Annotated in this window: 19 protein-coding genes; 10 read left to right on the top strand and 9 right to left on the bottom strand. The window is 66.6% G+C overall.

Annotated elements, in window-relative coordinates; all coding sequences use genetic code 11:
• Positions 1-10: 10 nt before the first annotated feature.
• Entirely contained in the window at positions 11-937 is a 927-nt protein-coding gene (locus KIH07_RS08155; protein WP_226491497.1) for a LysR substrate-binding domain-containing protein, read from the bottom strand.
• A 105-nt stretch (positions 938-1,042) separates the two neighbouring features.
• Between KIH07_RS08155 and KIH07_RS08150 the strand changes: the two genes are divergently transcribed.
• Positions 1,043-2,593 (top strand): acetyl-CoA hydrolase/transferase family protein, encoded by a 1,551-nt coding sequence (locus tag KIH07_RS08150; RefSeq protein ID WP_226491496.1) that lies wholly within the window; start codon positions 1,043-1,045, stop codon positions 2,591-2,593.
• Positions 2,594-2,704: 111 nt separating this feature from the next.
• On the opposite strand, the gene KIH07_RS08145 is transcribed toward KIH07_RS08150, so the two are convergent.
• Positions 2,705-4,567 carry an ABCB family ABC transporter ATP-binding protein/permease gene (locus KIH07_RS08145; protein ID WP_226491495.1) on the bottom strand — a complete coding sequence of 621 codons (1,863 nt, stop codon included), beginning with the start codon at positions 4,565-4,567 and terminating at the stop codon, positions 2,705-2,707.
• A gap of 36 nt (positions 4,568-4,603) precedes the next feature.
• Between KIH07_RS08145 and KIH07_RS08140 the strand changes: the two genes are divergently transcribed.
• Both KIH07_RS08140 and KIH07_RS08135 read left to right on the top strand, forming a co-directional pair.
• Positions 4,604-5,044: an acyl-CoA thioesterase gene (locus tag KIH07_RS08140; protein WP_226491494.1), complete on the top strand. Its 441-nt coding sequence runs from the start codon at positions 4,604-4,606 to the stop codon at positions 5,042-5,044.
• A gap of 118 nt (positions 5,045-5,162) precedes the next feature.
• Positions 5,163-6,617 (top strand): ATP-binding protein, encoded by a 1,455-nt coding sequence (locus tag KIH07_RS08135; RefSeq protein ID WP_226491493.1) that lies wholly within the window; start codon positions 5,163-5,165, stop codon positions 6,615-6,617.
• A 28-nt stretch (positions 6,618-6,645) separates the two neighbouring features.
• Here the strand turns inward: KIH07_RS08135 and KIH07_RS08130 are convergent, their stop codons facing one another.
• The 4 genes from KIH07_RS08130 to KIH07_RS08115 all read right to left on the bottom strand — a co-directional run bounded on the left by KIH07_RS08130 (position 6,646) and on the right by KIH07_RS08115 (position 13,227).
• Complete coding sequence (locus KIH07_RS08130; RefSeq protein WP_226491492.1) at positions 6,646-7,383, bottom strand: type 1 glutamine amidotransferase; 738 nt, start codon at positions 7,381-7,383, stop codon at positions 6,646-6,648.
• Positions 7,384-7,488: 105 nt separating this feature from the next.
• Positions 7,489-10,566 carry an efflux RND transporter permease subunit gene (locus KIH07_RS08125; protein ID WP_226491491.1) on the bottom strand — a complete coding sequence of 1,026 codons (3,078 nt, stop codon included), beginning with the start codon at positions 10,564-10,566 and terminating at the stop codon, positions 7,489-7,491.
• On the bottom strand, positions 10,563-11,636 hold the full coding sequence (locus tag KIH07_RS08120) for an efflux RND transporter periplasmic adaptor subunit (RefSeq protein WP_226491490.1): 1,074 nt from the start codon (positions 11,634-11,636) through the stop codon (positions 10,563-10,565). The genes KIH07_RS08125 and KIH07_RS08120 overlap by 4 nt, the downstream gene beginning before the upstream one ends.
• A gap of 40 nt (positions 11,637-11,676) precedes the next feature.
• Positions 11,677-13,227, bottom strand: coding sequence for an efflux transporter outer membrane subunit (locus tag KIH07_RS08115; RefSeq protein WP_226491489.1), 1,551 nt, complete (start codon positions 13,225-13,227; stop codon positions 11,677-11,679).
• Positions 13,228-13,315: 88 nt separating this feature from the next.
• Here KIH07_RS08115 and KIH07_RS08110 point away from each other — a divergent pair, with 88 nt between their 5' ends.
• Both KIH07_RS08110 and KIH07_RS08105 read left to right on the top strand, forming a co-directional pair.
• Entirely contained in the window at positions 13,316-13,999 is a 684-nt protein-coding gene (locus KIH07_RS08110) for a TetR/AcrR family transcriptional regulator (protein WP_226491488.1), read from the top strand.
• Between the two features lie 44 nt (positions 14,000-14,043).
• Positions 14,044-14,841, top strand: a complete 798-nt coding sequence (locus KIH07_RS08105; RefSeq protein WP_226491487.1) for a MipA/OmpV family protein — start codon at positions 14,044-14,046, stop codon at positions 14,839-14,841.
• Positions 14,842-14,879: 38 nt separating this feature from the next.
• Here the strand turns inward: KIH07_RS08105 and KIH07_RS08100 are convergent, their stop codons facing one another.
• The 3 genes from KIH07_RS08100 to KIH07_RS08090 are packed head-to-tail and all read right to left on the bottom strand — an operon-like array spanning position 14,880 to position 17,531.
• Positions 14,880-15,680 carry a crotonase/enoyl-CoA hydratase family protein gene (locus KIH07_RS08100; RefSeq protein WP_226491486.1) on the bottom strand — a complete coding sequence of 267 codons (801 nt, stop codon included), beginning with the start codon at positions 15,678-15,680 and terminating at the stop codon, positions 14,880-14,882.
• Positions 15,681-15,717: 37 nt separating this feature from the next.
• Positions 15,718-16,131 carry a hypothetical protein gene (locus tag KIH07_RS08095; protein ID WP_226491485.1) on the bottom strand — a complete coding sequence of 138 codons (414 nt, stop codon included), beginning with the start codon at positions 16,129-16,131 and terminating at the stop codon, positions 15,718-15,720.
• Positions 16,128-17,531 carry an acyclic terpene utilization AtuA family protein gene (locus KIH07_RS08090; protein ID WP_226491484.1) on the bottom strand — a complete coding sequence of 468 codons (1,404 nt, stop codon included), beginning with the start codon at positions 17,529-17,531 and terminating at the stop codon, positions 16,128-16,130. Before KIH07_RS08090 ends, KIH07_RS08095 begins: the two co-directional genes overlap by 4 nt.
• Before the next feature lie 238 nt (positions 17,532-17,769).
• On the opposite strand from KIH07_RS08090, the gene KIH07_RS08085 reads away from it, so the two are divergent.
• The 5 genes from KIH07_RS08085 to KIH07_RS08065 all read left to right on the top strand — a co-directional run bounded on the left by KIH07_RS08085 (position 17,770) and on the right by KIH07_RS08065 (position 23,334).
• The gene (locus KIH07_RS08085) at positions 17,770-18,645 is read left to right on the top strand and encodes a branched-chain amino acid ABC transporter permease (protein WP_226491483.1); all 876 of its coding nucleotides are present in this window, start codon (positions 17,770-17,772) and stop codon (positions 18,643-18,645) included.
• 58 nt (positions 18,646-18,703) lie between these two features.
• A complete protein-coding gene (locus KIH07_RS08080; RefSeq protein WP_226491482.1) occupies positions 18,704-19,780 on the top strand; it encodes a branched-chain amino acid ABC transporter permease in 1,077 nt (358 codons plus the stop codon).
• Complete coding sequence (locus tag KIH07_RS08075) at positions 19,777-20,607, top strand: ABC transporter ATP-binding protein (protein ID WP_226491481.1); 831 nt, start codon at positions 19,777-19,779, stop codon at positions 20,605-20,607. Before KIH07_RS08080 ends, KIH07_RS08075 begins: the two co-directional genes overlap by 4 nt.
• Before the next feature lie 79 nt (positions 20,608-20,686).
• The gene (locus tag KIH07_RS08070) at positions 20,687-21,475 is read left to right on the top strand and encodes an ABC transporter ATP-binding protein (protein WP_226491480.1); all 789 of its coding nucleotides are present in this window, start codon (positions 20,687-20,689) and stop codon (positions 21,473-21,475) included.
• A 2-nt stretch (positions 21,476-21,477) separates the two neighbouring features.
• Positions 21,478-23,334: an AMP-dependent synthetase/ligase gene (locus KIH07_RS08065; RefSeq protein WP_226491479.1), complete on the top strand. Its 1,857-nt coding sequence runs from the start codon at positions 21,478-21,480 to the stop codon at positions 23,332-23,334.
• The last annotated feature ends 38 nt before the right edge of the window (positions 23,335-23,372 follow it).

Here is a 23,372-nt window from a genome sequence, read left to right as displayed (position 1 = left end):
CCCGATTGTCTCAAACCGAGGGGCGGACCAGGGTTTCGCTCAGGCGGTTCCAGAACTGCTGCACCGCCCGTTTGCCCTTCTGCGGGTCGAGCGTGCGGGCGCGGTAGAGGCGGATGTCCAGCTCGGTCTCCAGCCCGCCGCCGGCGGACACCAGTTTTTTCGCCCGCACTTCCTTGCGCACCGCGCTGGAGGGTAGAAAGGCGATGCCGTGGCCTTCCAGCGCCATCGCCTTGAGGCCCTCGGCCATGTCGGTTTCATAGACCCGGTCCAGGTGCACCGGGGTCTTGCTCTGCTTGAGCATCTGGTCCACCGCCCGGCCGAGGTAGGCGCCCGGCGCGTAGGCCAGGTAGGGCTGGGGCTGCCCCACGGTGCCCGGCAGGGCATAGAGCGGCCCGCCCTGTTCGTTGGGCCGCACGTAGGGCGCGAGCAGTTCGCGCCCCAGGGGCAGCATTTCGTAGCGCTCGGCGTCGAGCTGGAGCGGCTGCGCCAGGTGGTCGTAGGCGATCAGCAGGTCGCAGCTGCCCTCCACCAGGCGCATCACCGCGTCGTGCACGTTGAGCGCGATCAGGCGGCTCTTGATCGGCCCGCAGGTTTCGCGCAGGCCCGACAGCCAGGAGGGGAAGAAGGTGAAGGCCAGGGTGTGCGGCACGGCGAACTCGATCACGTCCTGCGCCGCCGCGGTGTGGGCGCGCAGCATGGCGCGCGTGCTCTGCAGCGCCTGCAACATCTCCAGCGACTGCTCGTACAGGGTCTTGCCCGCGGGCGTGAGGCGCGTGGGGTACGAGGAGCGGTCCACCAGATCGGTGCCGGCCCAGGCCTCGAGCGACTGGATACGGCGCGAGAACGCGGGCTGGGTGACGTGGCGCAGCTGCGCCGAACGGCTGAAGCTGCGGGTTTCAGCCAGGCTCACAAAGTCTTCCAGCCACTTGGTTTCCATGGCGGCGGATTATGCGCGCCCGTCAAAAACGGTGCTTTTTGGCGCTTTGCCGACACGGGCATCCGTTACGATAGCAAAACCTAGGGTTAACCCTAACACCACCCCATGACCCAGAATCCGCCCCCCATCAGCCCGTCCCGCATCGCCCACGCCGGCCTGCGCCAGAAGATCATGTCGGCCGAGGCGGCCGCCGCCCTCATCCAGCACGGCGACCACGTCGGCATGAGCGGTTTCACCGGCGCCGGCTACCCGAAAGCGATTCCGCTGGCGCTGGCCCGCCACATCCAGGCGCACCACGACGCCGGCAAAGCCTTCCGCATCGGCGTCTGGACCGGCGCCTCCACCGCGCCCGAGCTGGACGGCGCGCTCGCCAAGGTCGGCGGCATGGACATGCGCCTGCCCTACCAGTCCGACCCGACCTGCCGCGCGCGCATCAACGACGGTGAGATGGCCTACATCGACATTCACCTCTCGCACGTGGCGCAGTACGTGTGGTTCGGTTTTCTCGGCCAGCTCAACGTGGCGGTGATCGAGGTCGCGGGCATCCTGGAAGACGGCCGCCTGATCCCGGCCACCTCGGTGGGCAACAACAAGACCTGGCTGGACCAGGCCGACAAGGTGATTCTGGAAGTCAACCACGGCCACTCGCTCGGCCTGGAAGGCATGCACGACATCTACTACGGCACCGAGCGCCCGCCGCACCGCAAGCCGATCCCGATGACGCACGCGGGCGAGCGCATCGGCGAGCCCTACCTGCGCTGCGACCCGGGCAAGATCGTCGCCATCGTCGAGACGCATCTGCCCGACCGCGACACCCGCTTCTCGGCGCCCGACGAGGCTTCGAAGCGCATCGCCGGCCACCTGATGGCCTTCCTGCAGGACGAAGTGAAGCAAGGCCGGCTGCCGCCCGAGCTGCTGCCGCTGCAGTCGGGCGTGGGCAACATCGCCAATGCGGTGATGGAGAGCCTGAACGAGGGCCCGTTCAACGACCTGCAGGGCTACACCGAGGTGCTGCAGGACGGCATGCTGGCCCTGCTCAAGTCCGGCAAGATGCGCATGGCCTCGTCCACCGCCATCTCGCTCTCGGCGCCGGTGATGCAGGAATTCGTGGAGAACCTGGACTTTTACCGCGAGCGCATCGTGCTGCGGCCACAGGAGATCAGCAACCACCCCGAGGTGATCCGCCGCCTGGGGCTGATCGCCATGAACGGCATGATCGAGGCCGACCTCTACGGCAACGTGAACTCCACCCACGTGATGGGCACGCGCATCATGAACGGCATTGGCGGCTCGGGCGACTTCGCGCGCAACGCCTACCTCTCGGTGTTCATGACGCCGTCCACCGCCAAGGGCGGCAGCATCAGCTGCATCGTGCCCATGGTCAGCCACGTGGACCACACCGAACACGACGTGCAGATCATCGTGACCGAACAAGGCCTGGCCGACCTGCGCGGCCTTTCGCCGCGCCAGCGCTCACGCCTGATCATCGAGCGCTGCGCCCACCCGGACTTCAGGCCCGCGTTGCTGGACTACGTGGAACGCAGCGAGGCCAACGCCCGCGCCGGGCACGGCGGCCTGCACACGCCGCATCTGCTGGACGAGGCGCTGTCCTGGCACAGCCGGTATGAGCGGACGGGGAAGATGCTGGCGGTCTGAGAGCCCCCCTCACCCCAATCCTCTCCCGCCAGCGGGAGAGGGAGTGAAAGCACGGCTGCCGCGCCGGACCCGGCGCGTCACGAAAGCCCACAAACCAATGGCGACGCGGGATCAGTCCGTCCCGGACTGCTGCAACGCCCACATCCCCGCATAGACCCCGCCGAGGGCGATGAGCCGGGCGTGCGTGCCGCGCTCCACGATCTCGCCGTTCACCAGCACCAGGATCTCGTGCGCGTCCACCACCGTGGACAGCCGGTGCGCGATCACCAGCGTGGTCTTGTTGCGCGCGGCGCTCTTCAGTTCGGCCTGGATCGCACGCTCGTTGGCCGAGTCCAGTGCCGAGGTGGCCTCGTCGAAAATCACGATGGGCGGGTTCTTCAGCAGCGTGCGCGCAATCGCCACGCGCTGCTTTTCGCCGCCCGAGAGCTTCAGGCCACGCTCGCCGACCATGGTGGCGTAACCCAGCGGCAGGCGCTGGATGAAGCTGTGGATGTGCGCGGCCTGGGCGGCCGCCACCGCCGCGTCGTGGCCCGCGTCGGGCCGGCCGTAGAGGATGTTGTATTCGATGGTGTCGTTGAACAGCACCGTGTCCTGCGGCACGATGCCGATGGCCTGGCGCACGCTGGACTGCGTCACCTGCCGGATGTCCTGACCGTCGATGGTGATGCGGCCACCGCCGTGCGGCCCCCCCGCCTCGTGGTTCGTCACGTCGTAGAAGCGGTACAACAGCCGCGCCAGCGTGCTCTTGCCCGAGCCCGACGGCCCGACCACGGCCACCGTCTTGCCGGCCGGGATCTCGAAGCTGATGCCGTGCAGGATCTCGCGCGCCGGCTCGTACGAGAAGCGCACGTTCTCGAACTTCACCGACGGCGCACCGGCGAGCTGCAACGCCTGGGCGTCCGGCTCGTCGGCGATCTCGCGCTCTTTCTCCAGCAGCACGAACATCTTGTCCAGGTCGGTCAGGCTCTGCTTGATCTCGCGGTAGAGCACGCCCAGGAAACCCAGCGGGATGTAGAGCTGGATCATGAAAGCGTTGACCATGACCAGATCGCCCAGCGTCATGTGCCCTTCGGCCACGCCCTGGGTGGCGCGCCAGAGCATGAGCACCAGCGCGATGGCGATCACCAACTGCTGCCCAGCGTTGAGCAGCGACAGCGTGGTCTGGCTCTTGATGCGGGCGCGGCGCAGCTTCTCCAGCGCCTCGTCGTAGCGGCTCGCCTCGAAAGCCTCGTTGTTGAAGTATTTGACGGTCTCGTAGTTCAGCAGCGAGTCGATGGCGCGCGTCTGGCTCACCGACTCCAGCTCGTTCATCTGGCGCCGGAACTTCGTGCGCCACTCGGTCACGGTCACGGTGAAGGTGACATACAGCACCAGCGCCACCAGGGTGATCCAGACATAACCCATGTCGAACTTGGTGCCCAGCAGCGCGAGCACCATCACCACCTCGATCAGCGTGGGAAAGATGCTGTAGAGCGAGTACGAAATGAGCGACTGCACGCCGCGCGTGCCGCGCTCGATGTCGCGCGTCATGCCGCCGGTCTGGCGCTCCAGGTGAAAGCGCAGGGACAGCGCATGCAGGTGGCCGAACACCTGCAGCGCGATGCTGCGCGTGGCGCCTTCGGTGGCCTTGGCGAACACCAGCTCGCGCAGTTCGGTGAACAGCGTGGTGGACAGGCGCAGCCCGCCGTAGGCCAACAGCAGGCCCAGCGGCACCACCAGCATCGACTCCACGCTGCCCGGCCGGATGGTCATCGCGTCCACCAGCTCCTTGAGCAGCAGCGGCACGCTCACGTTGGCCACCTTGGCGCCCACCATGAAGCCCAGCGCCAGCACGACGCGCCATTTGTACTGCCACAGATAGGGCAGCAGGCGCGCCAGCGTGGCCCAATCGGAACGGCGCGCTGCGGGCGCGCCCGCAGGGGGCGCGCTGGCCGGCAGGGGAATGGTGGCTTGGGAGGAATGGGCGTGGCGCATGCGGGACAATCGGACAACTATCCGGAGATTGTGCCCATGTCCAGCGAATCAAGCCCCCGCCCACAAACCCCCCTGCCCCAAGACCGCGAACTGGTGCTCAAGGTGATTCCCATGCCGGCCGACACCAATGGCAACGGCGACATCTTCGGCGGCTGGGTCATGGCCCAGGTCGACCTGGCCGGCGCCGTGCTGCCGGCGCGCTACGTGCGTGGCCGCATGGCGACCGTCGCGGTGAACCAGTTCATCTTCAAGCAGCCGGTGCGCGTGGGCGACATCCTGAGCTTCTTCTCGCACGTCACGCGCGTGGGCAACACGTCCATCACGGTGCAGGTGGAGGTGTTCGCCGAACGTTTCTCGGCCCAGGGCCAGTACGTGAAAGTGACCGAGGCCAGCCTGACCTATGTGGCGATCGACAACGACGGCCGGCCGCGGCCGATTCCCAGGGATGGGCTGAACATCCCGGGGCTGGTGGGCTGACCACACCCCGGTCGGCGCGATCTGCAAGCCCCACCGAAAACCGTCATTTCTTCTTTAAAACTACCATTTAAATAAACTATACATACACTGATAGCCTATTTTTGTTAGCATTCAGTGCATGAAGGTATCTAAAGAAGAGCTCATTGCGGTCCTGTCCCAGTTCAACCCCTGGTGGCGCGATGAAAGCATTGCCGACCTGCCGGGCTGGCGCCGCGCCGCCTACCGGGAACTCAGTGTCTGGATGAACAACCCACCCGCGCCACGCGCGGTGCTGCTCTCCGGCGCACGCCAGATCGGCAAGACCACCTTGATGCTGCAGGCCGCGGATGCCCTGCTGAAATCCGGTGTACCCGCCTCGAACATCCTGTATGCGACCTTTGACCACCCACTCCTGAAACTGGCGGGTATCGACGCCGTGCTGGACGCATGGCGCGAACGCGAACCCAAAGCCGATGGCCTGGAATACCTGTTCCTGGACGAAGCCCAGTTCATTCGCGACTGGGGCACCTGGGTCAAGCACCAGGTGGACTTTCGCAAAGACCGCCGCATTGCGTTCACGGGCTCGGCCATGCCGCTGGTGGAAGCGGGCCAGGAGTCTGGCGTGGGCCGCTGGCACACGATTCGTCTGACCACGCTCTCGTTTTACGAATACCTGCAGATCAAGAACCTGCAACTGCCGGCGCTGCCGCCGCTCAAGTCGCTGCGCGATCTGTTCGACTGGAACGCGGCCGACTTCTACCGCACCGGCGAAGCCGCCGCGCCCTACGTGGGGCACTTCCACGAATACCTGGTGCGGGGTGGTTTCCCGCAGACCGCGCAGGTCGAGAGCATCACCCAGGCCCAGCGCCTGCTGCGCGAAGACATCATCGACAAGGTCCTGAAGCGCGACATGACCGCGCTCTTCGGCGTGCGCCGCGTGCTCGACCTGGAGCACACCTTCCTCTACCTGTGCATGCACGACGGGGGTCTGCTCGACATGGGTGACCTGTGCGCCAACCTGGAAGTGAAACGCCCCACGGCACAACACTTCATCGAATTGCTGGAAGCCACGCACCTGATCTACAGGTTGCCGCCCTATGGCTATGGCAAAGACGTGCTGCGCGCCCGCTTCAAGGTGTACCTGGCCGACGCCGCCATCGCGCCCGCCGTCATGCTCAAAGGCAAGGCCATTCTGGAAGACCCGGCCGCACTCGGCGTGGCCACTGAGACCGCCGTGTTCAAACACCTGTTTGCGCGCTACTACGCTCAGAACGTGCGCTTCACCTACTGGCGTGGCAGACGGGACCGCGAGGTCGACCTCGTGGCCGAGGTGGACGGTCAGATCATTCCCTTTGAAGTGAAGTACCGCGCCCAGCACACCGGCGCGCGCGAACTCAAGGGTTTGTTCGAACTGTGCGAGCAAAAGAACATCGCCCGCGGCTACGTGGTCACCAAATCGCTGGACGACTTTGGTGTCATGAAGTCAGGGCCATCGAATGAACAGGCCGTCACCCAGATCATGCGCATCCCCGCCCCCTTGCTCTGCTACTGGATGGGCGCGAGCGAGCTGCTGCAATCGCTGGCGCACGAGTGAAGATCCGCCGCCAGCAGCCATTTCCAAATCAGCCCCGCCAGCGCGCACGCCAGGTTTCATAGATGCGCCGGGCCAGCGCCTCGCTGCCCGCCTGGTGCCGGTCGGTGGCGGCGTGCATGCCGGCAGGGTCCTGCACGCTGTCGCGGTGCAGCAGCACCTGGACCGGATAGGCCTGGCCCGGGCGTTCCAGCCAGTCGGCGATCTTGGCCGGCGTGATCTCGATGTGGAACTGCATCGCCAGGTGTTGCCGCAGGGCAAAAGCCTGGTGGGCGCAGGCGGGTGAACCGGCGATCAGTTCGGCCCCGGGCGGCAGCTCGACGAAGCCGTCGTGGTGCCACTGGTAGACCGTGGCCTCGGGTGTGTCGCCGAACCATTCACGCGCGGTCGCACTGCCGTTGTGCCGGATCGGCAGCCAGCCGATCTCGGGCTGCTTCAGCGGCTCGACGCGGCCACCGAACGCCCGCGCCATGAGCTGGCCACCCAGGCAATGGCCGATCACCGGAATGCCCAGCGCATCGGCCTCGCGGATCAGGGCTTCGGCCTGGCGCAGCGAGGGGCGTTCATCGTTGGCGCTCCAGGCGCCGCCCAGCACCGCCAGCCCCTTCAACCCCCGCACCGACGCCGGATAGGCCTCGCCGGCTTCGGCACAGCGCACCTGCCAGCGCACGCCCTGCCCGTCGAGCCACTGGCCAAGATAACCTGGGCCGTCTTCGTCCAGGTGCTGCAGCACCAGCACCTCGGTGCCGTCGTTCGGGGGAGCGTTCATGGTGCCGATGATGGGCTGGCAAGGGCTTGTGTGGGGGACCAATTGGGTGTGAATGGCGGGGGCCGCCGACGGATGGATCGTTGTGCCGCTCCCGACCAAGCCCGTTCATGGGCTGCGAGGGACGAAGGTTTGCCGATTCCCTTTGCGCCCGAACCAGCCCCGCACACGGCGTTCCACGCCGGCCACATAGGTGAATGCAACAGGCACCACCAGCAGACTCAGCGCCATCGATGTGACGAGCCCGCCGATGACCGCCACCGCCATCGGCTGGCGAAAGCTCGCATCGGCCCCCAGCCCTATCGCGATCGGGGCCATGCCGGCCACCATGGCGATGGTGGTCATCACGATCGGCCTGGCGCGTTTGTGGCAAGCGTCCAGCAGCGCATCCTGCACGGACAGTCCACGTTCTCGAATGCCAAGAACGGCGTACTCCACCAGCAGGATGGAGTTCTTCGTGACGATGCCCATCAGCATGACCAGACCGATGAGTGAGGGAAGACTCAACATGCTGCCGGTCGCCAGCAGCGCGACGAACGCGCCACCGAGCGACAGCGGCACTGCCGAGAGGATGGTCAGCGGTTGAAAGAAATCGTGGAACAGCAGCACGAGCACTCCATAGACGCAGAACAAGCCCACGACAATCGCCAGGCCGAACCCGCCCATCAGCTCCGCCATGATCTCCGCATCCCCCGTCTCGACCAACTCGACACTGGCGGGCATCAAGGCCACGGCGGGCAAGGCCTTGGCCGCTTCGAGCGCCGCGCCCAGCGACATGCCGCCGAGATCGGCGGTGACCGTGGCGTAACGCCGCCGGTCGTAGCGCTCGATCTCGGACGGACCGCTTTCCACGGACAGCTGCGCGACGCTGGCCAGCGGCACGAGGCCGTCTCGTCCAGGCACGCGCAAAGCGTTGATGGCGTCCAGGTCCTGGCGATCGGCGTCCGCAACGCGCACGAGGATGCCCAGTTGGCGGCGATCCAGATCGAGCTTCGCCAGTCGGGCATCGAAATCACCGGTGGTGGCGATGCGCGCCGTTTCTGCGATGGCTGATGTGGTCACACCGTGCATCGCCGCTTGCTGAACGTCCGGACGAACCACAATCTCCGGTCGCTCCAGCGTCGCCGTGGACGTCACGTTGCCCAGCCCGTGGATGGTTCTCAATTGGCGCTCCAACGCTCTGGCGGTGGTTTTCAGCGCCTCAGGAGCGTCGCTGGCCAGGATCAAGGACATCTTCTTGCCAGGTCCCCCGGCACCGAGCGAAAAGCGGGCACCGGGAACATCGGCCAGCGCCTCGCGCACGCGGGTCTCGATGACCGTCTGATCGGGTCGCTCGCCACGTGGTCCCAGGACCAGCGTCAGGGTGGCGCGACGCACGTTCGCGGCTTGTTCCGCCCCTCCGCCCACGCTGGTCATCACCCGCTTGATGCCCGGGATGTCCAGCAAGGCCACGCGTGCCGTTTCCGCCACCGCAACAGTGCCGTCGATGCCGCTGCCAGGAGGCAACTCGATGCTGACATTGCTGTACCCACTGTTGGGCGGAGGAATCAGACCCTTGTCCATCAGCGGAATCAGCGCGAGCGACGCCGCAAAGATCGCCATGCAGGCCACGAGCGTGGTGCGACGGTGGGCCAGGCACCATCTGGCCCACGACAGGTAGGTGCGCATCAGTCGCGAGTCGCGCGCGGGCGCCGCTTCCTCGTGGCCTGGTTGGCCATCCTTGAGCAGGTATGCCGCCATCATGGGCGTCAGAAGCCGCGCGACCAGCAAGGAAGACAGCACGGCCACCACAGATGTCCAACCGAATTGCTGGAAGAACCTGCCTGTGATGCCGCCCATCATGGCGGTGGGAAGAAAGACCACGACCAGCGTCATGGTGGTGGCGATGACGGCCGTGGCGATCTCGGTCACCGCATCGCGCACCGCCTGCATGATGGGCTTGCTCATGCGCCGATGCCGCTCGATGTTCTCGATCTCGACGATCGCATCATCGACCAGGATGCCGACGATCACGGCCAGCGCCAGCAGCGTGAGCGTGTTGAGCGAGTAGCCCAGAAAGTGCATGGCGGCGAACGTCGGAAGGATCGACAAAGGCAGCGCCGATGCCGAGATCACCGTGGCACGCCAGTCCCTCAGAAACCACCAGACGACCAGCATCGCCAGCAGCGCGCCTTCGTACAACATGCGCATGGAACCATCGAACTGCTCACGTGTGCCCTCGATCGAGCCGGCGACCTTGGTGAATGCCAGCGAGCCATGGGTGGCATGGAGTCGACTCACTGCGGCCTCCACGCTCTCGGCGACTTGCACCTCATCGAATCCGGCCGCACGGTAGATCCTGAACCCGACGACCGGTTTCCCGTCGAGCAGGGCGATCTGCATGCGTTCGGCATGGGTGTCCACCACCTCCCCGACTTGGTCCAGGCCGACACGCCGCCCATCGCTGGTCACGATGGGCAGGCTGCGCAGCGCGTCGGCCTGTGCGACTGTGGCGGTCGTGCGCAGCGCCTGTTCACCTTTGCCCAGCTGGGCGCGCCCTCCCGAGGCCTCCTGCTGGACCGCGCGCAGGGCCTTCGACACATCGACGGCCGTGGTCCCCAGGGACGTGAGCCGGACCGGATCCACTTCCACGCGCACCTGTCGCTGCACCCCGCCCGTTCTCTCGAACCGCCCGATGCCGGGCACACTCATCACGGCCTTGCTGACAACGTCGTCGACGAACCACGACAGCGCCTCCTCATCCATTCGGGGGGACGACACGGCATAGATCAACAGAGGATCGCTCCCCGCGCGCACGGCACTGACCGTGGGCTGCAACAGATCACTCGGCAGATCGGAGCGCACGCGGTCGACCGCGTCCTTGGTCTCGATCAGGGCGTCCGAGACGCCTTTGTCAAGAACGAATTCAACCCGGATCTGGACCTGACCGTCGGTGATCGAGGTCTTGATGTGCTTGAGGCCGGAGAGCGTCGCCAGGGAGTTTTCGACCTTGCGTGCGACCTCCGTTTCGAGTTGGACGGGTGCCGCGCCGGGCTGACTCAGACTGACCGTGACGGTCGGCACGTCCATGTCCGGCAGATTGGCGACCGGGAGTTGCTGAAAGCTGTGGAGCCCGACCAGTGTCAGGAAGATGAACAACAGAATGGCGGGTGCCGGGTTTCGAATGGACCACGTGGCGAAGTTCATGACCGGCCCTTCCCCTTGGCCGATTCGCCCGCCGCCGGAACGGCACGGACGGTGTCCCCCTCATTGAAGAAGCCGGCCCCTTGCGTGATCACCCGTTCACCAGCCTCCAGACCGGACAGGATCTCAGCCATGACACCACGACGGCGCCCGACCTCGACACGGCGCTCCTGCACCCGGCTGTCATCGGTCAGGGTCATCACGTAGCTGCGACCGTCGCGAAGCACGATGCTGTTGGCCGGGACGATGACCGCGCGACTCTCCGCCAATTCCACGACGCCTTGGGCATACATGCCGGCGCGCGCGTGGCTACCGGCATCGATGTCGGCCAGCACGATCCCCAAACGGTTTTGCGCTTGCAGCGTCGGCGCCACCTGGCGAACGGTGGCCGTGGCGGAACCGCTGCCCGGCAAGGCGAGCCGGACCCGCTGACCCTGCCGGACGTGCCCCAGCTGCTCCGCGGTCAGCTCGCCTCGCCACTCCAGGCGGTCTTTCCTGATGAGGCGAAAGAGTTCCTGCCCGGACGTGGCCACAGAACCGAGGGTGGCGCTGCGCGCGCTGACGACGCCGTTGTCCGGCGCGACCACGTCGGCCTGGCGAATCTGCAGCTGAACGGATTGCAGCTGCGCCTTGGCAACGTCCGCTTGCGTCACATGCTGCAGGAGCTCCTGCTCGCTGATGCCACCGGTTCCTTCGAGTTGAAGGGCGCGCCCGCGGTTGGCCTCGGCCTGTCGCCACTGGGCCTGTAGCCGAGCCTGTTCGATTTCCAGCGCTGCGCGGTCAAAGCGTGCCAGGAGTTGGCCACGCCGGACACGGTCGCCGATATCGGCCTTGATCTCGGCCAGTCGCAGGCCTGCGACCTGGGCGCCGATCGACGCCTCCTGCCAGGGAGCGATGGGTCCCATCGCCTGCAACGCAACCGGCCAGCGGACTTCCGCGGCCGGGGCCACGTTGGCCACCATCGCGGTTGCAGGCGGTGGCGCCTGGGTTGCTTCGGGTTTGGTTGCGGTATGAGCAGAGAAGAAGGTGAGACCGCCAGCGACAACCGCGGTGGCCAGAATGGCTGCGATCATGCGGCTTCGCCGGGTGCTGCTCGACGTTTCGGATCGGGGTTCATTCATGGGGTGGTTCCTGGACAGATAGGGTGACGGCTCCGCCGGTGGCCTTGACCAATGCCACCCATGAGTGCGCCTGGTCGCGCCGTGCGGTGATGAGGGCGTCCTGCATAGAAGTCAGTTGCCGTCGGTTGTCTTCGAGTTCGAGCTGGCTGATGGCACCGGCGCGCCACCGCGCCTGCGAGGTGGCCAGGAGGGCTTGCGCGCCCGCAACGCCTTCGCCGGCCGAACTGGCGCGTGCCTCGGCCGAGACTTGCTCGGCCAGCGCGTTCTCCACTTCCTGCACGGTGGTGCGCAAGGTGCGCTGGAGCACTGCGTGCGCACGGCGGTAACGGGCCTCGGCGGCGCTCACGTTGGCCGCGCCGGCGCCACCGTCGAACAAAGTGCCGGACAGCGTGGGTCCGACCGACCAGGTGGTCAGATGCTGGCCGACACCGCCCACACGCAACCACTGGCCGGTCAGCAGTGCCGCGACATCCAGACGGGGCAGGCGTTCGGCCCGGGCCACACCGATGTCCGCCCAGGCGGCCTGCGCCTCCCGCTGGGCAGAGAGGATCGCCGGATGCCGGCTGAGGACTTCAGCGGGAAGCTCGGCCGCAGCGCCCGGCACCGTGGGCACGAATCCCAGCGTCGGGTCGGTCAGCGTCTTTTCGTCGCTGGGTGCGGTGAGGGCCCGGATGGTGCTGCTGTCCTGGCCCGCCAGCGCGACCAGGGCATTCGTTTGGAGCGCGCACTGCTCCTGCCGGCTGAACCAGGTGGTGCGTGCCGACGCCAACCCGATGCGCTCGCGCGTCTCGTCAGCCGCCGTGGCGAACCCTGCGGCCCATCGGCGTCGCGTCAGCGCCAGGCTGCGCTCTCGGGATGCGATGTCCGCGGTCAACACGGACTGAGCGCTTTGACAGGCGCGCAAGGCGAGCACTCCACTGGCGACGTCGGCCGCAAGACTCAGGCGAATCGCCGCCGCGTCGAGCGTGCGGGCGTCGATCCGGCTGCGGGCGGCCTCGACCGACTGGCGTATTCGCCCGAAGAGATCGACCTCCCAGCTGAAGCTCAGGCCCGGCGAGACCGCCGTGACCAGCAGCGTCGGTTCCGTCGCCGCGCTGGAGGTGTTCTGTTGCCGGGCACGGATGACGTCTGCACTCGCGCCAACCGTCGGCGTGGATTGCGCCGCATTCGCACGCAACAGGGCTTGTGCTTCGTCAACGCGGGCGACGGCCTCTGCCAGCGTCGGACCATCGGCAAGCGCCACCTCCACGAGACGGTCGATCGCGGGGTCGTGCAATTCGGACCACCACCGTTCGGTCGGCGAGCGTCCGGGGACATCCACGGTCCCCGCTCCAACAGACCACGCCGCGGGCGCCACGCCGTGCCGGTTCGGTGACTTGTACGCCCCCTGAAGCGCGCAGCCACTGGATGCGAGGACTGCGGTGGCCAGGAACAGCGCCAAAGGCGGGGGCCCGCAACGGGATCGGTGATTCTCAGACATCTCGGGATGAAGGAAAAGAATCTTGACCATGACAAAACGAAACGGTATAGTTTCGAAAAACATAACGATACCTCAAAGTATCGTATTGAATCAAGCCGCATTGCAAAGAGCCTTTTGCAGTGCGGACCCACACAGCAGCAGGAGCATTGAAATGGTCAGAGTGAAAACAGAAGCCCGCCGCGAGGCCATCCTGGCCGCGGCGAAGGAAGTCTTCCAGGAAGTCAGCTTTGACCGCGCGTCGATGGACGAAATCGCTGCGCGCGTCGGGAGTTCAAAGGCGACGCTGTATCGCTACTTCGACACCAAGGAAGCCTTGTTCCAGGAACTCATCAGCCGGATGGCCAATGAGTTTGGTGGCGACGCGATGTCTTTTCTGTACAAGAGCATCGGCGCGAGCGCGGGAGCGGAGCTGCCCAAAGAGGCCATGGACGTCATCTCGCTGCTCGACCCCACCCGCGACATCGAGCAGACCCTCAAGGCATTCGGGCGGCATGCCCTGACGCACTTCCACACCCCCCAGCGCTTCGCGGCTGCCCGCATGGTGATCGCAGCGGCGGCCAAGCCCGACATCGGCCGGATGTTCTACGAACAAGGACCGGTGCGGGCCATGAAGCTCACGGAGGGCTACTTCGGCAGCCTCATCGCCTCCGGTCAGCTCCGCCAGGCAGACCCCGTCGTGGTCGCGCGCCATTTCCGTGGACTGCTGCAGTCCGAGGTGCATGAAGCCGGCCTGTTCAACGTCAGAACCACATTGGAAGAAGCACACATCGCAGAGGTCGTCGACCGCGCGGTGGACGTCTTTCTTCGGGCCTATCGATCCCCTTCGGCCGCCTGAACGGCGGCTGCTTTTACCACCACTCTTGAATGAAAAGGCACATCATGAATCGCTTCTTCCACACCACGGCGACCGTGCGCACCACGCGCGCAGCGGCGACAACGCTGGGCGTCATCCTGTGCGGGTCGTCCGTGGCCATGGCCCAGAGCACCCCAAGCGCAAGCGGCTCCGAGTCGCAGTGGTCGCTGGGCCTGGGTGCCGCCAGCGTGCAGAAGGCCTATCGCGACATCGACAGGGACAACACTCCCCTGCCCATTCTCAACTTTGAAAACAAGTGGGTCAGCGTTGGTGTCCCCCGGGTGGATGTCAAGCTGTACACCTCCCCCGCCCTGTCCTTCCGGCTGAGGGCGCGCTACGCGGGCGACGGATACGAGAGCGAAGACTCCCCTTATCTCGCTGGCATGGATGAACGCAAGGGCAGCGTCTGGGCCGGTGGCGCGGCGATCTGGAAAAACGACATCGCGAACGTCTCCGCCGAACTGCTGGGCGACGCTTCGGGCAACAGCAAGGGTTCGCGCTTCAAGCTCCAGGTGGATCACCGCTTTGGGATGGGATCGTTCGGGATCACCCCCCGCCTGGGCGCGGAGTTCTACGACCGCAAGTATGTCGAGTACTACTACGGCGTGAAGGCTTCGGAGGCGACCGCGACGCGCAGCGCCTACCAGGGCGACTCCAGCACCGGCGTGGAGGCAGGACTTCGCGTCGACTACAGCCCTGCGCGCCAACACACCGTGTTCCTCGACCTCGGCGTCACGGGATATGGCGACGCCATCAAGGACAGCCCGCTGGTTGAGAAGTCCAGCCAGTCGAGGGTCAGCGTCGGATACATCTATCGGTTCTGATCGGCCTCATAGCGCAGAGCCTGGGGCTCCCGACCGGTTCAGAACCGGCCGTGGCGGCCCTGCCCTTGCGCGAAGCGCGTGGCCCCTTCCAGCGCATCGGGGATGCGGGCCTTGCCGCGTTGCCACTCCTGCTGCAGGGCCTCGCCCAGCGGCAGGTCCCACTGGGCGAAAGCGCTCTCGCGGTCGGCGCGCATCGTGGCCTGTGGGAAGGCCGCCAGCTGTTGCGCGAGTGCGATCGCCGCTGCGCGCGCCGTGCCGGTGGGCACCACGCGGTTGGCCAGGCCGATCCGCAGCGCTTCGTCCGCTTCGATCTGGCGACCGGTGAGGATCAGGTCCATGGCGTGGCCCATGCCGATCAGGCGCGGCAGGCGCACCGTGCCACCGTCGATCAGCGGCACGCCGAAGCGCCGGCAATAGACGCCAAAGTAGGCGTCTTCTTCCATCACGCGCAGGTCGCACCAGAGCGCGAGTTCCATGCCGCCGGCCACGGCCGCGCCGCTCACCGCGGCGATCACCGGTTTGGACAGGCGCAGGCGCGACGGGCCCATGGGGCCTAGGGCGCGCGGGTCTTCCGCATCGAAGTCCAGCTGGTCCAGCCCGCCGGACCCGCCCGATGCGGCCAGCCGGGCGCCGTATTGCAAGTCCCAGCCGGCGCAGAAGTGGCCATTGGCACCGTGGAACACCGCGACTTTCGCGTCGGGGTCGTCTTCGAAGGCCAGGAAGGCGGCGTGCAGGGCCAACGCGGTCGGGCTGTCGACGGCGTTGCGCGCTTCGGGGCGGTTCAGGGTGACGACCCAGATGTCGCCCTGTTTTTCGGTGGTGACGGCGGAGGACTTCATTTCAGTCTTTCGAACGGACGGGCGGGCGGACGGGCCCTCACCCCAACCCTCTCCCAGAGGGAGAGGGAGGAACATCGCCCCACCAGCCCACGCGCGGCGTGTCCAGTGCCTCGGCCAACTCGGCCTCCGTCACCTCGATCTCCAGCCGCAGCAGCGCACCCGCCATGGCCTTGCCGAGGTTGTCCAGCCGCAGGTTGCGCGCGCCGCCGCCCTGCAGCGCGCCGCGCAGCACGAATTTCAGCGCCAGGATGTTCGGCAGCGCCCAGGCGTCCACCTCGCCCGGCAGCCAGGGCGCGAAGTGCGCGCGCACGCGAGCGGCCGTGACCTCGCGCTCCAGCAGCCGGTAGCCCGCCAGGTTCCAGGCGAACAGGCCGAAGTCCACCCAGTCGGCCTTGTCGCCGCTGCGTGCGTGGGCGATGCGGGCCAGGGGAATGCGCAAGGTCTTGCTCATGGGGCACCTCCCAACAGGTCTACCTGGATGTTCGGCTCCACCAGCGCGCGCGCAATCAGCGTGGGCCAGATGCCCAGCAGCTCGCTGGTGTTGTGCAGACCGTTGAAGCCGCAGGTGTAGGCGGGGCCGCTCAAGGCCAGCCAGGGAAACAGGCGGCCAAAGCCGTCGGCGGCGGACTTCGCCGGCGTGCGCAGCACCAGCCGCGTCCAGACCTCGTTCATGGCGTTGAGCGCGGCCGCGTCGGGCAGCGGCGCCAGCGCGCCGTGGGCCGAATTCAGGCCCGGGTACTCCACGAACAACTCGTCGTGCGGGATGCACTTGTCCTGCAGCAACTGGCGGATGGTGGCGGTGGCGGCCTGCGCCTTGTCCCAGGCGTCGGGCCACGAGAAGCCCCAGGTCACCTCGGCCTTGTAGCCATCGCGGTAACCCGCCACCACCTTGAGCATCGGCCCCGGCGCCTGGCCGCGCGCGCCGGTCAGGCGCACGCGGTCGTGGCCCTCGTCGTGCAGCACGATGCCGCCCATGTCCAGCACCACGTCGGGCGAGTGGTAGGCGTGCGGGTTGTGCACCTCGTAGAGCAGTTGCTGGCGCACGGTGTCGAAGTTCACCCGCCCGCCGGTGCCGGGCGCCTTGGTGATCAGCGCCGTGCCGTCTTCCCAGACCTCGGCGATGGGATAGCCGATGTGCGCCAGATCGGGGATGGCCTGCCACGCGCCCTGGCTGCCGAAGTTGCCGCCGCTGCCCTGGCCCGAACATTCGAGCAGGTGCCCCACGGTGAGACCCTGCGCGAGGCGGTTCAGGTCTTGCGGCTCGGTGGCGCCGCCGAGCGTCCAGCCCAGGCCGTGCACCAGTGGCCCGAGAAAGAGCGCCGCGTCGGCCACGCGGCCGGTGATCACGATGTCGGCCCCGGCGTCCAGCGCCTGCACGATGGGCGCCGCGCCCAGGTAGGCGTTGCCGAACACCAGCCGCTCGCGCACCTGCGAAACCGACTCGCCGGTGAACAGATGGGTCAGTTCGTCCGACGGGGTCGAAGCGTCCAGCAAACGCGGCAACACGTCGTCGCCGCTCACCACCGCGATGCGCGCCTGCCAGCCCTTGGCGGCGAACGCGGCCAGCACCGCCTGCGCCGCGCCCATCGGGTTCAGGCCACCCGCGTTGCAGACGAAGCGCACACCGCGCTCGCGCATCAGCGGCCACAGGCGCAGCAGCATGGGCACCACGTCGCGCGCGTAGCCCAGCGCCGGGTCGCGCTGGCGGTCTTTCTGCAGGATGGCGAGGGTGAGTTCGGCCAGGTGGTCGCTGGCGATGAACCGCACGCCGCCGCGCTCGATGCTCGCGGCCACGGGCTCCCAGTTGTCGCCGTAAAAACCGAGGCCGGCACCGATGCGGATGGACTTCATGGCATGCCAAACAAAGTGGAAGCGACAGGATACGGCCCCGGCCTATTTTTGCCAAGCATTTGCTTTTCATAAATATGAGCCAACCCGCCCGGCGCTGGAACCTGGGCGACTGCGGATGGGGGTCAACCCCTAGCGCCAGAGTGGGGTCGGCCAGCTATAAACAGCCCACAACAACAGGACGTCCCGCCACCCTGCCAGCAGCAGCGGCCAGCGTGTCCGGGCTCCACAGGAGACAAGCGTGCAACTGCTGCAACTGCTCATCAGCGGTGTGGCCCAGGGCTGCATCTACGGCCTGATCGCCCTGGGGTTCGTGCTGATCTACAAGGCCACCGAAACGGTGAGCTTCGCCCAGGGCGACCTGATGATGGTGGGCGCGTTCGGTGGTCTGGCCGCCATGACCGTGCTGGGCTTTCCGTTCTGGCTGTCGGTGCCGGCCGCCATCGTCGGCATGGGCGCGTTCGGTGTCGCGCTGGAGCGCCTGGTGATCCGCCCCATCCTCGGCCAGCCCGCCTTCTCCATCGTCATGCTCACCATCGGTGTGGGCTACGTGCTGCGCGGCGCGATCACCATGATTCCCAACATCGGCACCGACACCCACACCCTGGCCGTTCCCTACGCGGGTGAGGTGCTGCGCCTGGGCACGCTGGTGGTCTCGGCCGAGCAGATCGTGGTGATCGGGGTCACCGGCGTGTTGTGCGCCGGGCTGTTCGCCATGTTCCGCTACTCCCGGCTCGGTCTGGCCATGCAGGCCTCGTCGCAAAACCAGCTCGCGGCCTACTACATGGGCATTCCGGTCAAGCGGCTCAACGGCCTGGTGTGGGGCCTGGCCGCGGGCGTGGCGGCCATCGCCGGCCTGCTGCTCGCGCCCATCACCTTCGTGCACGCCAACATGGGCTTCATCGGCCTCAAGGCCTTCCCCGCTGCCGTGGTGGGCGGCTTCAGCAGCCTGCCCGGCGCCATCGTGGGCGGGCTGGTGATCGGCATCGTCGAAGCGTTCTCGGGCTTCTATCTGCCCGAAGGCTTCAAGGACATCGCGCCCTACATCGTGGTGCTGATCATGCTGGTGCTCAAGCCCAACGGCCTCTTTGGCGAGAAACTCAGGAAAAAGGTCTAGACCTTGCGGGTCAGACCACTCGCGAAGCGATGTGCTCTGCCCCCAACCGATCAAGAACATGCGCTTCATTTTTAAAACGGACTACAACCAGGACATCCAGCTCGCCAAACACGGCGGGCACGTGTTCTGGTACAGCCTGCTGGGCCTGTTCCTGCTGGCCGCGCCCTGGCTGATCGAGGAGTACTGGCTGGCGCAGCTCACCTTTGTGCTGATCTACGCCGTGGTGGGCCTGGGGCTGATGCTGCTGGCCGGCTTCACCGGCCTGTTTTCGCTGGGCCATGCGGCGTTCCTCGGCGTGGGCGCGTACACCCAGGCCGTGATGGTCAACGCCGGGCTGCCGTTTCCGCTGGCGCTGGCCTGCGCTGGCCTGTTGTCCGCGGCCGTGGGCATGGTGGTGGGGCTGCCGGCGCTGCGCGTCAAGGGCATCTACCTCGGCATGGCCACGCTGGCGTTCGGCTTCATCGTGGAGGAGGCGCTGGCGCGCTGGGAAAGCGTGACCGGCGGCAACTCGGGCCTGTCGGTGAACCCGCCCGCGCTGTTCGGCTGGGAGCTGGAGAGCACCAACGAGTTCTATTTCCTCTGCCTCGTGGTCACGGTGGGCGCCACGCTGGCCATCGTCAACCTCATGCGCTCCAGCACCGGGCGCGCCTTCGTGGCGATCCGCGATTCGGAGATTTCGGCGCAGAGCATGGGCATCCACCTCGCGCGCTACAAGACGCTGTCGTTCGCGCTCTCGGCCGCGCTCGCGGGCATCGGCGGCGCGCTCTACGCGCACAAGATCCAGTTCCTCTCGCCCGAGCAGTTCAGCATCATCCAGTCGATCGACCTGCTGCTCATGGTGGTGATCGGCGGACTGGGCTCGATCCACGGCGCCTTCCTCGGCGCCATCTTCCTCATCGTGATGCCGCAGCTGATCGCCCTGGGCAAGGACCACCTGCCCGACGCCATCGGTCAGGCCGCCGGCCTGCAGGGCACCGTGTATGGCCTGGTGCTGATCGCCTTCGTGCTGTTCGAGCCCATGGGCCTGTACGGCCGTTGGCTCAAGGTGCGCACCTGGTTCCAGCTGTTTCCGTTCTACCGGCGTGGCCTGTTCAAACGCCAGAAGACGTTCCAGAAATCGGACCGGTTGAAATGAACGACGACATCCTTCTTTCAGCGAAAAACCTCAGCGTGCGCTTCGGTGGCGTGCTCGCGGTGAACAACGTGAGCTTCGACGTGAAGAAGGGCGAGGTGTTCACCCTGATCGGGCCCAACGGCGCGGGCAAGACGACGGTGTTCAACCTCATCAGCCGCATCTACACGCCCACCACCGGCCACATCGATTTCGCGGGCCCGAACGGTACGTTGCGGCTCACCGAGCAGCCACCGCACAAGATCGCCGGCCTGGGCATCGCGCGCACGTTCCAGAACATCGAGCTGTTCGAGCATGCAACGGTTCTGCAGAACCTGCTGATCGGCCGCCACACGCACCGCCGCACCGGCCTGTGGAGCGAAATCTTCTTCACCGGCAAGACGCGCGCCGCCGAGATCGAGGCGCGCGCCAAGGTCGAGCAGGTGATCGACTTCCTGAACCTGCAGCACCACCGCGAGTCGATGATCGCCGGCCTGCCCTACGGCGTGCGCAAGGTGGTGGAGCTGGCGCGGGCGCTGTGCACCGAGCCGAAGCTGCTGCTGCTGGACGAGCCGTCTTCGGGCCTGAACGTGGAGGAGACCGAAGACATGGCGTTCTGGATCACCGACATCAAGAACGAGCTCGGCATCACGGTGCTGATGGTCGAACACGACATGACGCTGGTGTCCAAGGTGTCCGACCGCGTGCTGGCCATGAGCATGGGCGAAGAGCTGGCCACCGGCACGCCGGCCGAGGTGCAGAACGACCCCGGCGTGATCGAGGCCTACCTGGGCACGGTGGACGACGTGTCCAGCCTGCGCCGGGAGAACCACGTGAGGACGACAGCATGAGAACCGCCGGGCCGCCCCAAGGTTCGAACGCCCCCCTGGGGGGCAGCGCAGTACGCGCAGCGACAAGCGTGGGGGCCCTATGACCGCGCCCGTGACCGACAACGCGGTGCTCAAGCTGCTCAACGTCGAGAGCGCCTACGGCCCCATCAAGGCGATCCGCGGTGTGAGCCTGCAGGTGCGCCGTGGCGAGATCGCCACCGTGCTGGGCTCCAACGGCGCGGGCAAGACCACCATCCTCAAGACCATCAGCGGCATCATCGACCCGCGCAAGGGCAGCATCGAGTTCAAGGGCGAGAACATCACCGCGCAGGACCCGGCCGCCATCGTGCAGCTGGGCCTGAGCCACGTGCCCGAGGGGCGCGAGGTGTTCCCGCTGCTCTCGGTGCGCGACAACCTGCTCATGGGCGCCTACACCCGCAAAGACCGCGATGGCGTGGCGCGCGACATGGAGGCGGTATTCACCTACTTCCCCATCCTGCGCGAGCGCGCCGTGCAGGACGCCGGCCTGCTCTCGGGCGGGCAGCAGCAGATGCTGGCGATCAGCCGCGCGCTGATGGCCAACCCCGACCTGATCCTGCTGGACGAACCCAGCCTGGGCCTGAGCCCGAAGCTCACCAAGGAGATCTTCGAGATCGTGGTGCGCATCAACCGCGAGCGCGGCACCACCATCCTGCTGGTCGAGCAGAACGCCAACATGGCGCTCAACGCGTCCGACTACGGCTACGTACTGGAAAACGGCCGCATCGTGATGGAAGACACCTGTGCGCGCCTGCGCGAGAAGGACGACATCAAGGAGTTCTACCTGGGGATGAAGGAAGCGGGCGTGCGCGCCGACCGGCGCTGGAAAAAGAAGAAGAACTGGAGATGACGATGAGCTACCTCTGGGACCTCTCCCACATCCGCCCGCAGACCGAGGTCGTGCTGCCCGGCGACACCATTCCCACGCTGTTCTGGAACGCGGTGCAGCGGCGCGGCCCCCATGTGTGGATGCGGCAGAAAGAGTTCGGCATCTGGCGCAGCTGGACCTGGGACCAGACCGGCGAAGCCGTGCGCGAGATCGCCCACGGGCTGATGGCGCTGGGCTTTGCGCCGCACGAGACGGCCTCCGTGCTCTCCAACACCACCGTGGAATGGGTGCTGGCCGATCTGGCCGTGCTGAGCGCGGGCGGAGTGTCCAACGGCGTCTACCCCACCGACGCAGCCGAGCAGGTGCAGTTCCTTTGCGAAGACTCGGGCACCACCGTGCTGTTCGTGGAAGACGACGAACAGCTCGACAAGGCGCTGGAAGTGCGCGAGCGGCTGCCCCGCCTGAAGAAGATCGTGGTGTTCGACATGGAGGGCCTGCGCGAACTGAACGACCCGCAGGTGATCAGCCTCGAAGCCCTGCGCGCCCTGGGCCGCGAACATGCCCAAGCCCACCCCGGCCTGCTGCAAGAGCGCGTGGCCGGCTGCCACCCCGCCGACCTCGCGGTCCTGGTCTACACCTCGGGCACCACGGGCAAGCCGAAAGGCGCCATGCACAGCCACCAGGGCCTGGTCTACACCGTGCGCGGCTACAACACGCTGATCGCGCGCGACGAGCGCGACGAGTGCATGTGTTTCCTGCCGCTGTGCCACATCGCCGAGCGCCTGGGTGGCGAGTATTTTTCGCTCTACACCGGCGCGAAGCTCAACTTCGTGGAGAACCCCGAGACCGTGCCCGAGAACGTGCGCGAGATCGCGCCCACGGTGTTCACCGCCGTGCCCCGCGTGTGGGAAAAGTTCTATTCGGGCGTGATGATCGCGCTCAAGGAGGCCAGCGCGCTGCAGCAGGCCGCCTACGCCTGGGCCATCGGCGTGGGCCAGCGCGTGGCCGAACACGTGATGGCGGGGCAGGAAGTGCCCGGTGGCTTGCGCCTGCAGTTCCGGCTGGCGCGCCTGCTGGTGCTGGACAACGTGCGCAAGATCATCGGCATCCACCGCGCACGCTTTCTCGTCACGGGCGCCGCGCCTATCTCGCCCGAGCTGGTGCGCTGGTACCTGGCGCTGGGCGTGCCCATGCTGGAGGTGTGGGGCATGACGGAGACCTGCGGCGCCGCCACCGGGATCCCCGCCAGCCGCATCAAGCCCGGCTCCATCGGGCCGGCCGCGTCGTACAACGAGGTGCGGCTGGACGCGCTCACCAGCGAGATCCTGGTGCGCGGCCCCAACGTGTTCATGGGCTACCTGAACCAGCCGGAAAAGACCACCGAGACCTTCGACAAAGACGGCTGGCTGCGCACCGGCGACGTGGGCACGGTCGACGAGGAAGGGTTTTTCCGCATCACCGACCGCATGAAAGACATCATCATCACCGCAGGCGGCAAGAACATCACCCCGAGCGAGCTCGAAAACGAACTGAAGTTCTCGCCCTACGTGACCGACGCGGTGGTGATCGGCGACCAGCGGGCCTACCTCACCGTGATCATCATGATCGACCAGGAGAACGTGGAAAAGTATGCGCAGGACCACGACGTGCCGTTCTCGAACTACGCCAGCCTCACCCGCGCGCCCGAGGTGCAGGCCTTGATCCAGACCGAGATCGACCGCGTGAACAAGAAATTTGCCCGCGTGGAACAGATCAAGAAGTTCTTCCTGCTCGACACCCAGCTCAGCGCCGAAGACGAAGAACTCACCCCCACCATGAAACTCAAGCGCAAACTCGTGCAACAGAAATACGCCCCGCAGATCGACGCCATGTACCGCTAGAGCGCCCTGCAGACCGACCCAGCCTGTCACCCCACAAC

The organism is Hydrogenophaga taeniospiralis (genome assembly GCF_020510445.1).
Lineage (GTDB): Bacteria > Pseudomonadota > Gammaproteobacteria > Burkholderiales > Burkholderiaceae_C > Hydrogenophaga.
This window is presented reverse-complemented; position numbering and strand designations above follow the sequence as displayed.

Coding starts and splice junctions, on each gene's coding strand:
- KIH07_RS08155 (WP_226491497.1), bottom strand. CDS start 937: ATGGAAACCAAGTGGCTGGAAGACTTTGTGAGCCTGGCTGAAACCCGC.
- KIH07_RS08150 (WP_226491496.1), top strand. CDS start 1,043: ATGACCCAGAATCCGCCCCCCATCAGCCCGTCCCGCATCGCCCACGCC.
- KIH07_RS08145 (WP_226491495.1), bottom strand. CDS start 4,567: ATGCGCCACGCCCATTCCTCCCAAGCCACCATTCCCCTGCCGGCCAGC.
- KIH07_RS08140 (WP_226491494.1), top strand. CDS start 4,604: ATGTCCAGCGAATCAAGCCCCCGCCCACAAACCCCCCTGCCCCAAGAC.
- KIH07_RS08135 (WP_226491493.1), top strand. CDS start 5,163: ATGAAGGTATCTAAAGAAGAGCTCATTGCGGTCCTGTCCCAGTTCAAC.
- KIH07_RS08130 (WP_226491492.1), bottom strand. CDS start 7,383: ATGAACGCTCCCCCGAACGACGGCACCGAGGTGCTGGTGCTGCAGCAC.
- KIH07_RS08125 (WP_226491491.1), bottom strand. CDS start 10,566: ATGAACTTCGCCACGTGGTCCATTCGAAACCCGGCACCCGCCATTCTG.
- KIH07_RS08120 (WP_226491490.1), bottom strand. CDS start 11,636: ATGATCGCAGCCATTCTGGCCACCGCGGTTGTCGCTGGCGGTCTCACC.
- KIH07_RS08115 (WP_226491489.1), bottom strand. CDS start 13,227: ATGTTTTTCGAAACTATACCGTTTCGTTTTGTCATGGTCAAGATTCTT.
- KIH07_RS08110 (WP_226491488.1), top strand. CDS start 13,316: ATGGTCAGAGTGAAAACAGAAGCCCGCCGCGAGGCCATCCTGGCCGCG.
- KIH07_RS08105 (WP_226491487.1), top strand. CDS start 14,044: ATGAATCGCTTCTTCCACACCACGGCGACCGTGCGCACCACGCGCGCA.
- KIH07_RS08100 (WP_226491486.1), bottom strand. CDS start 15,680: ATGAAGTCCTCCGCCGTCACCACCGAAAAACAGGGCGACATCTGGGTC.
- KIH07_RS08095 (WP_226491485.1), bottom strand. CDS start 16,131: ATGAGCAAGACCTTGCGCATTCCCCTGGCCCGCATCGCCCACGCACGC.
- KIH07_RS08090 (WP_226491484.1), bottom strand. CDS start 17,531: ATGAAGTCCATCCGCATCGGTGCCGGCCTCGGTTTTTACGGCGACAAC.
- KIH07_RS08080 (WP_226491482.1), top strand. CDS start 18,704: ATGCGCTTCATTTTTAAAACGGACTACAACCAGGACATCCAGCTCGCC.
- KIH07_RS08075 (WP_226491481.1), top strand. CDS start 19,777: ATGAACGACGACATCCTTCTTTCAGCGAAAAACCTCAGCGTGCGCTTC.
- KIH07_RS08070 (WP_226491480.1), top strand. CDS start 20,687: ATGACCGCGCCCGTGACCGACAACGCGGTGCTCAAGCTGCTCAACGTC.
- KIH07_RS08065 (WP_226491479.1), top strand. CDS start 21,478: ATGAGCTACCTCTGGGACCTCTCCCACATCCGCCCGCAGACCGAGGTC.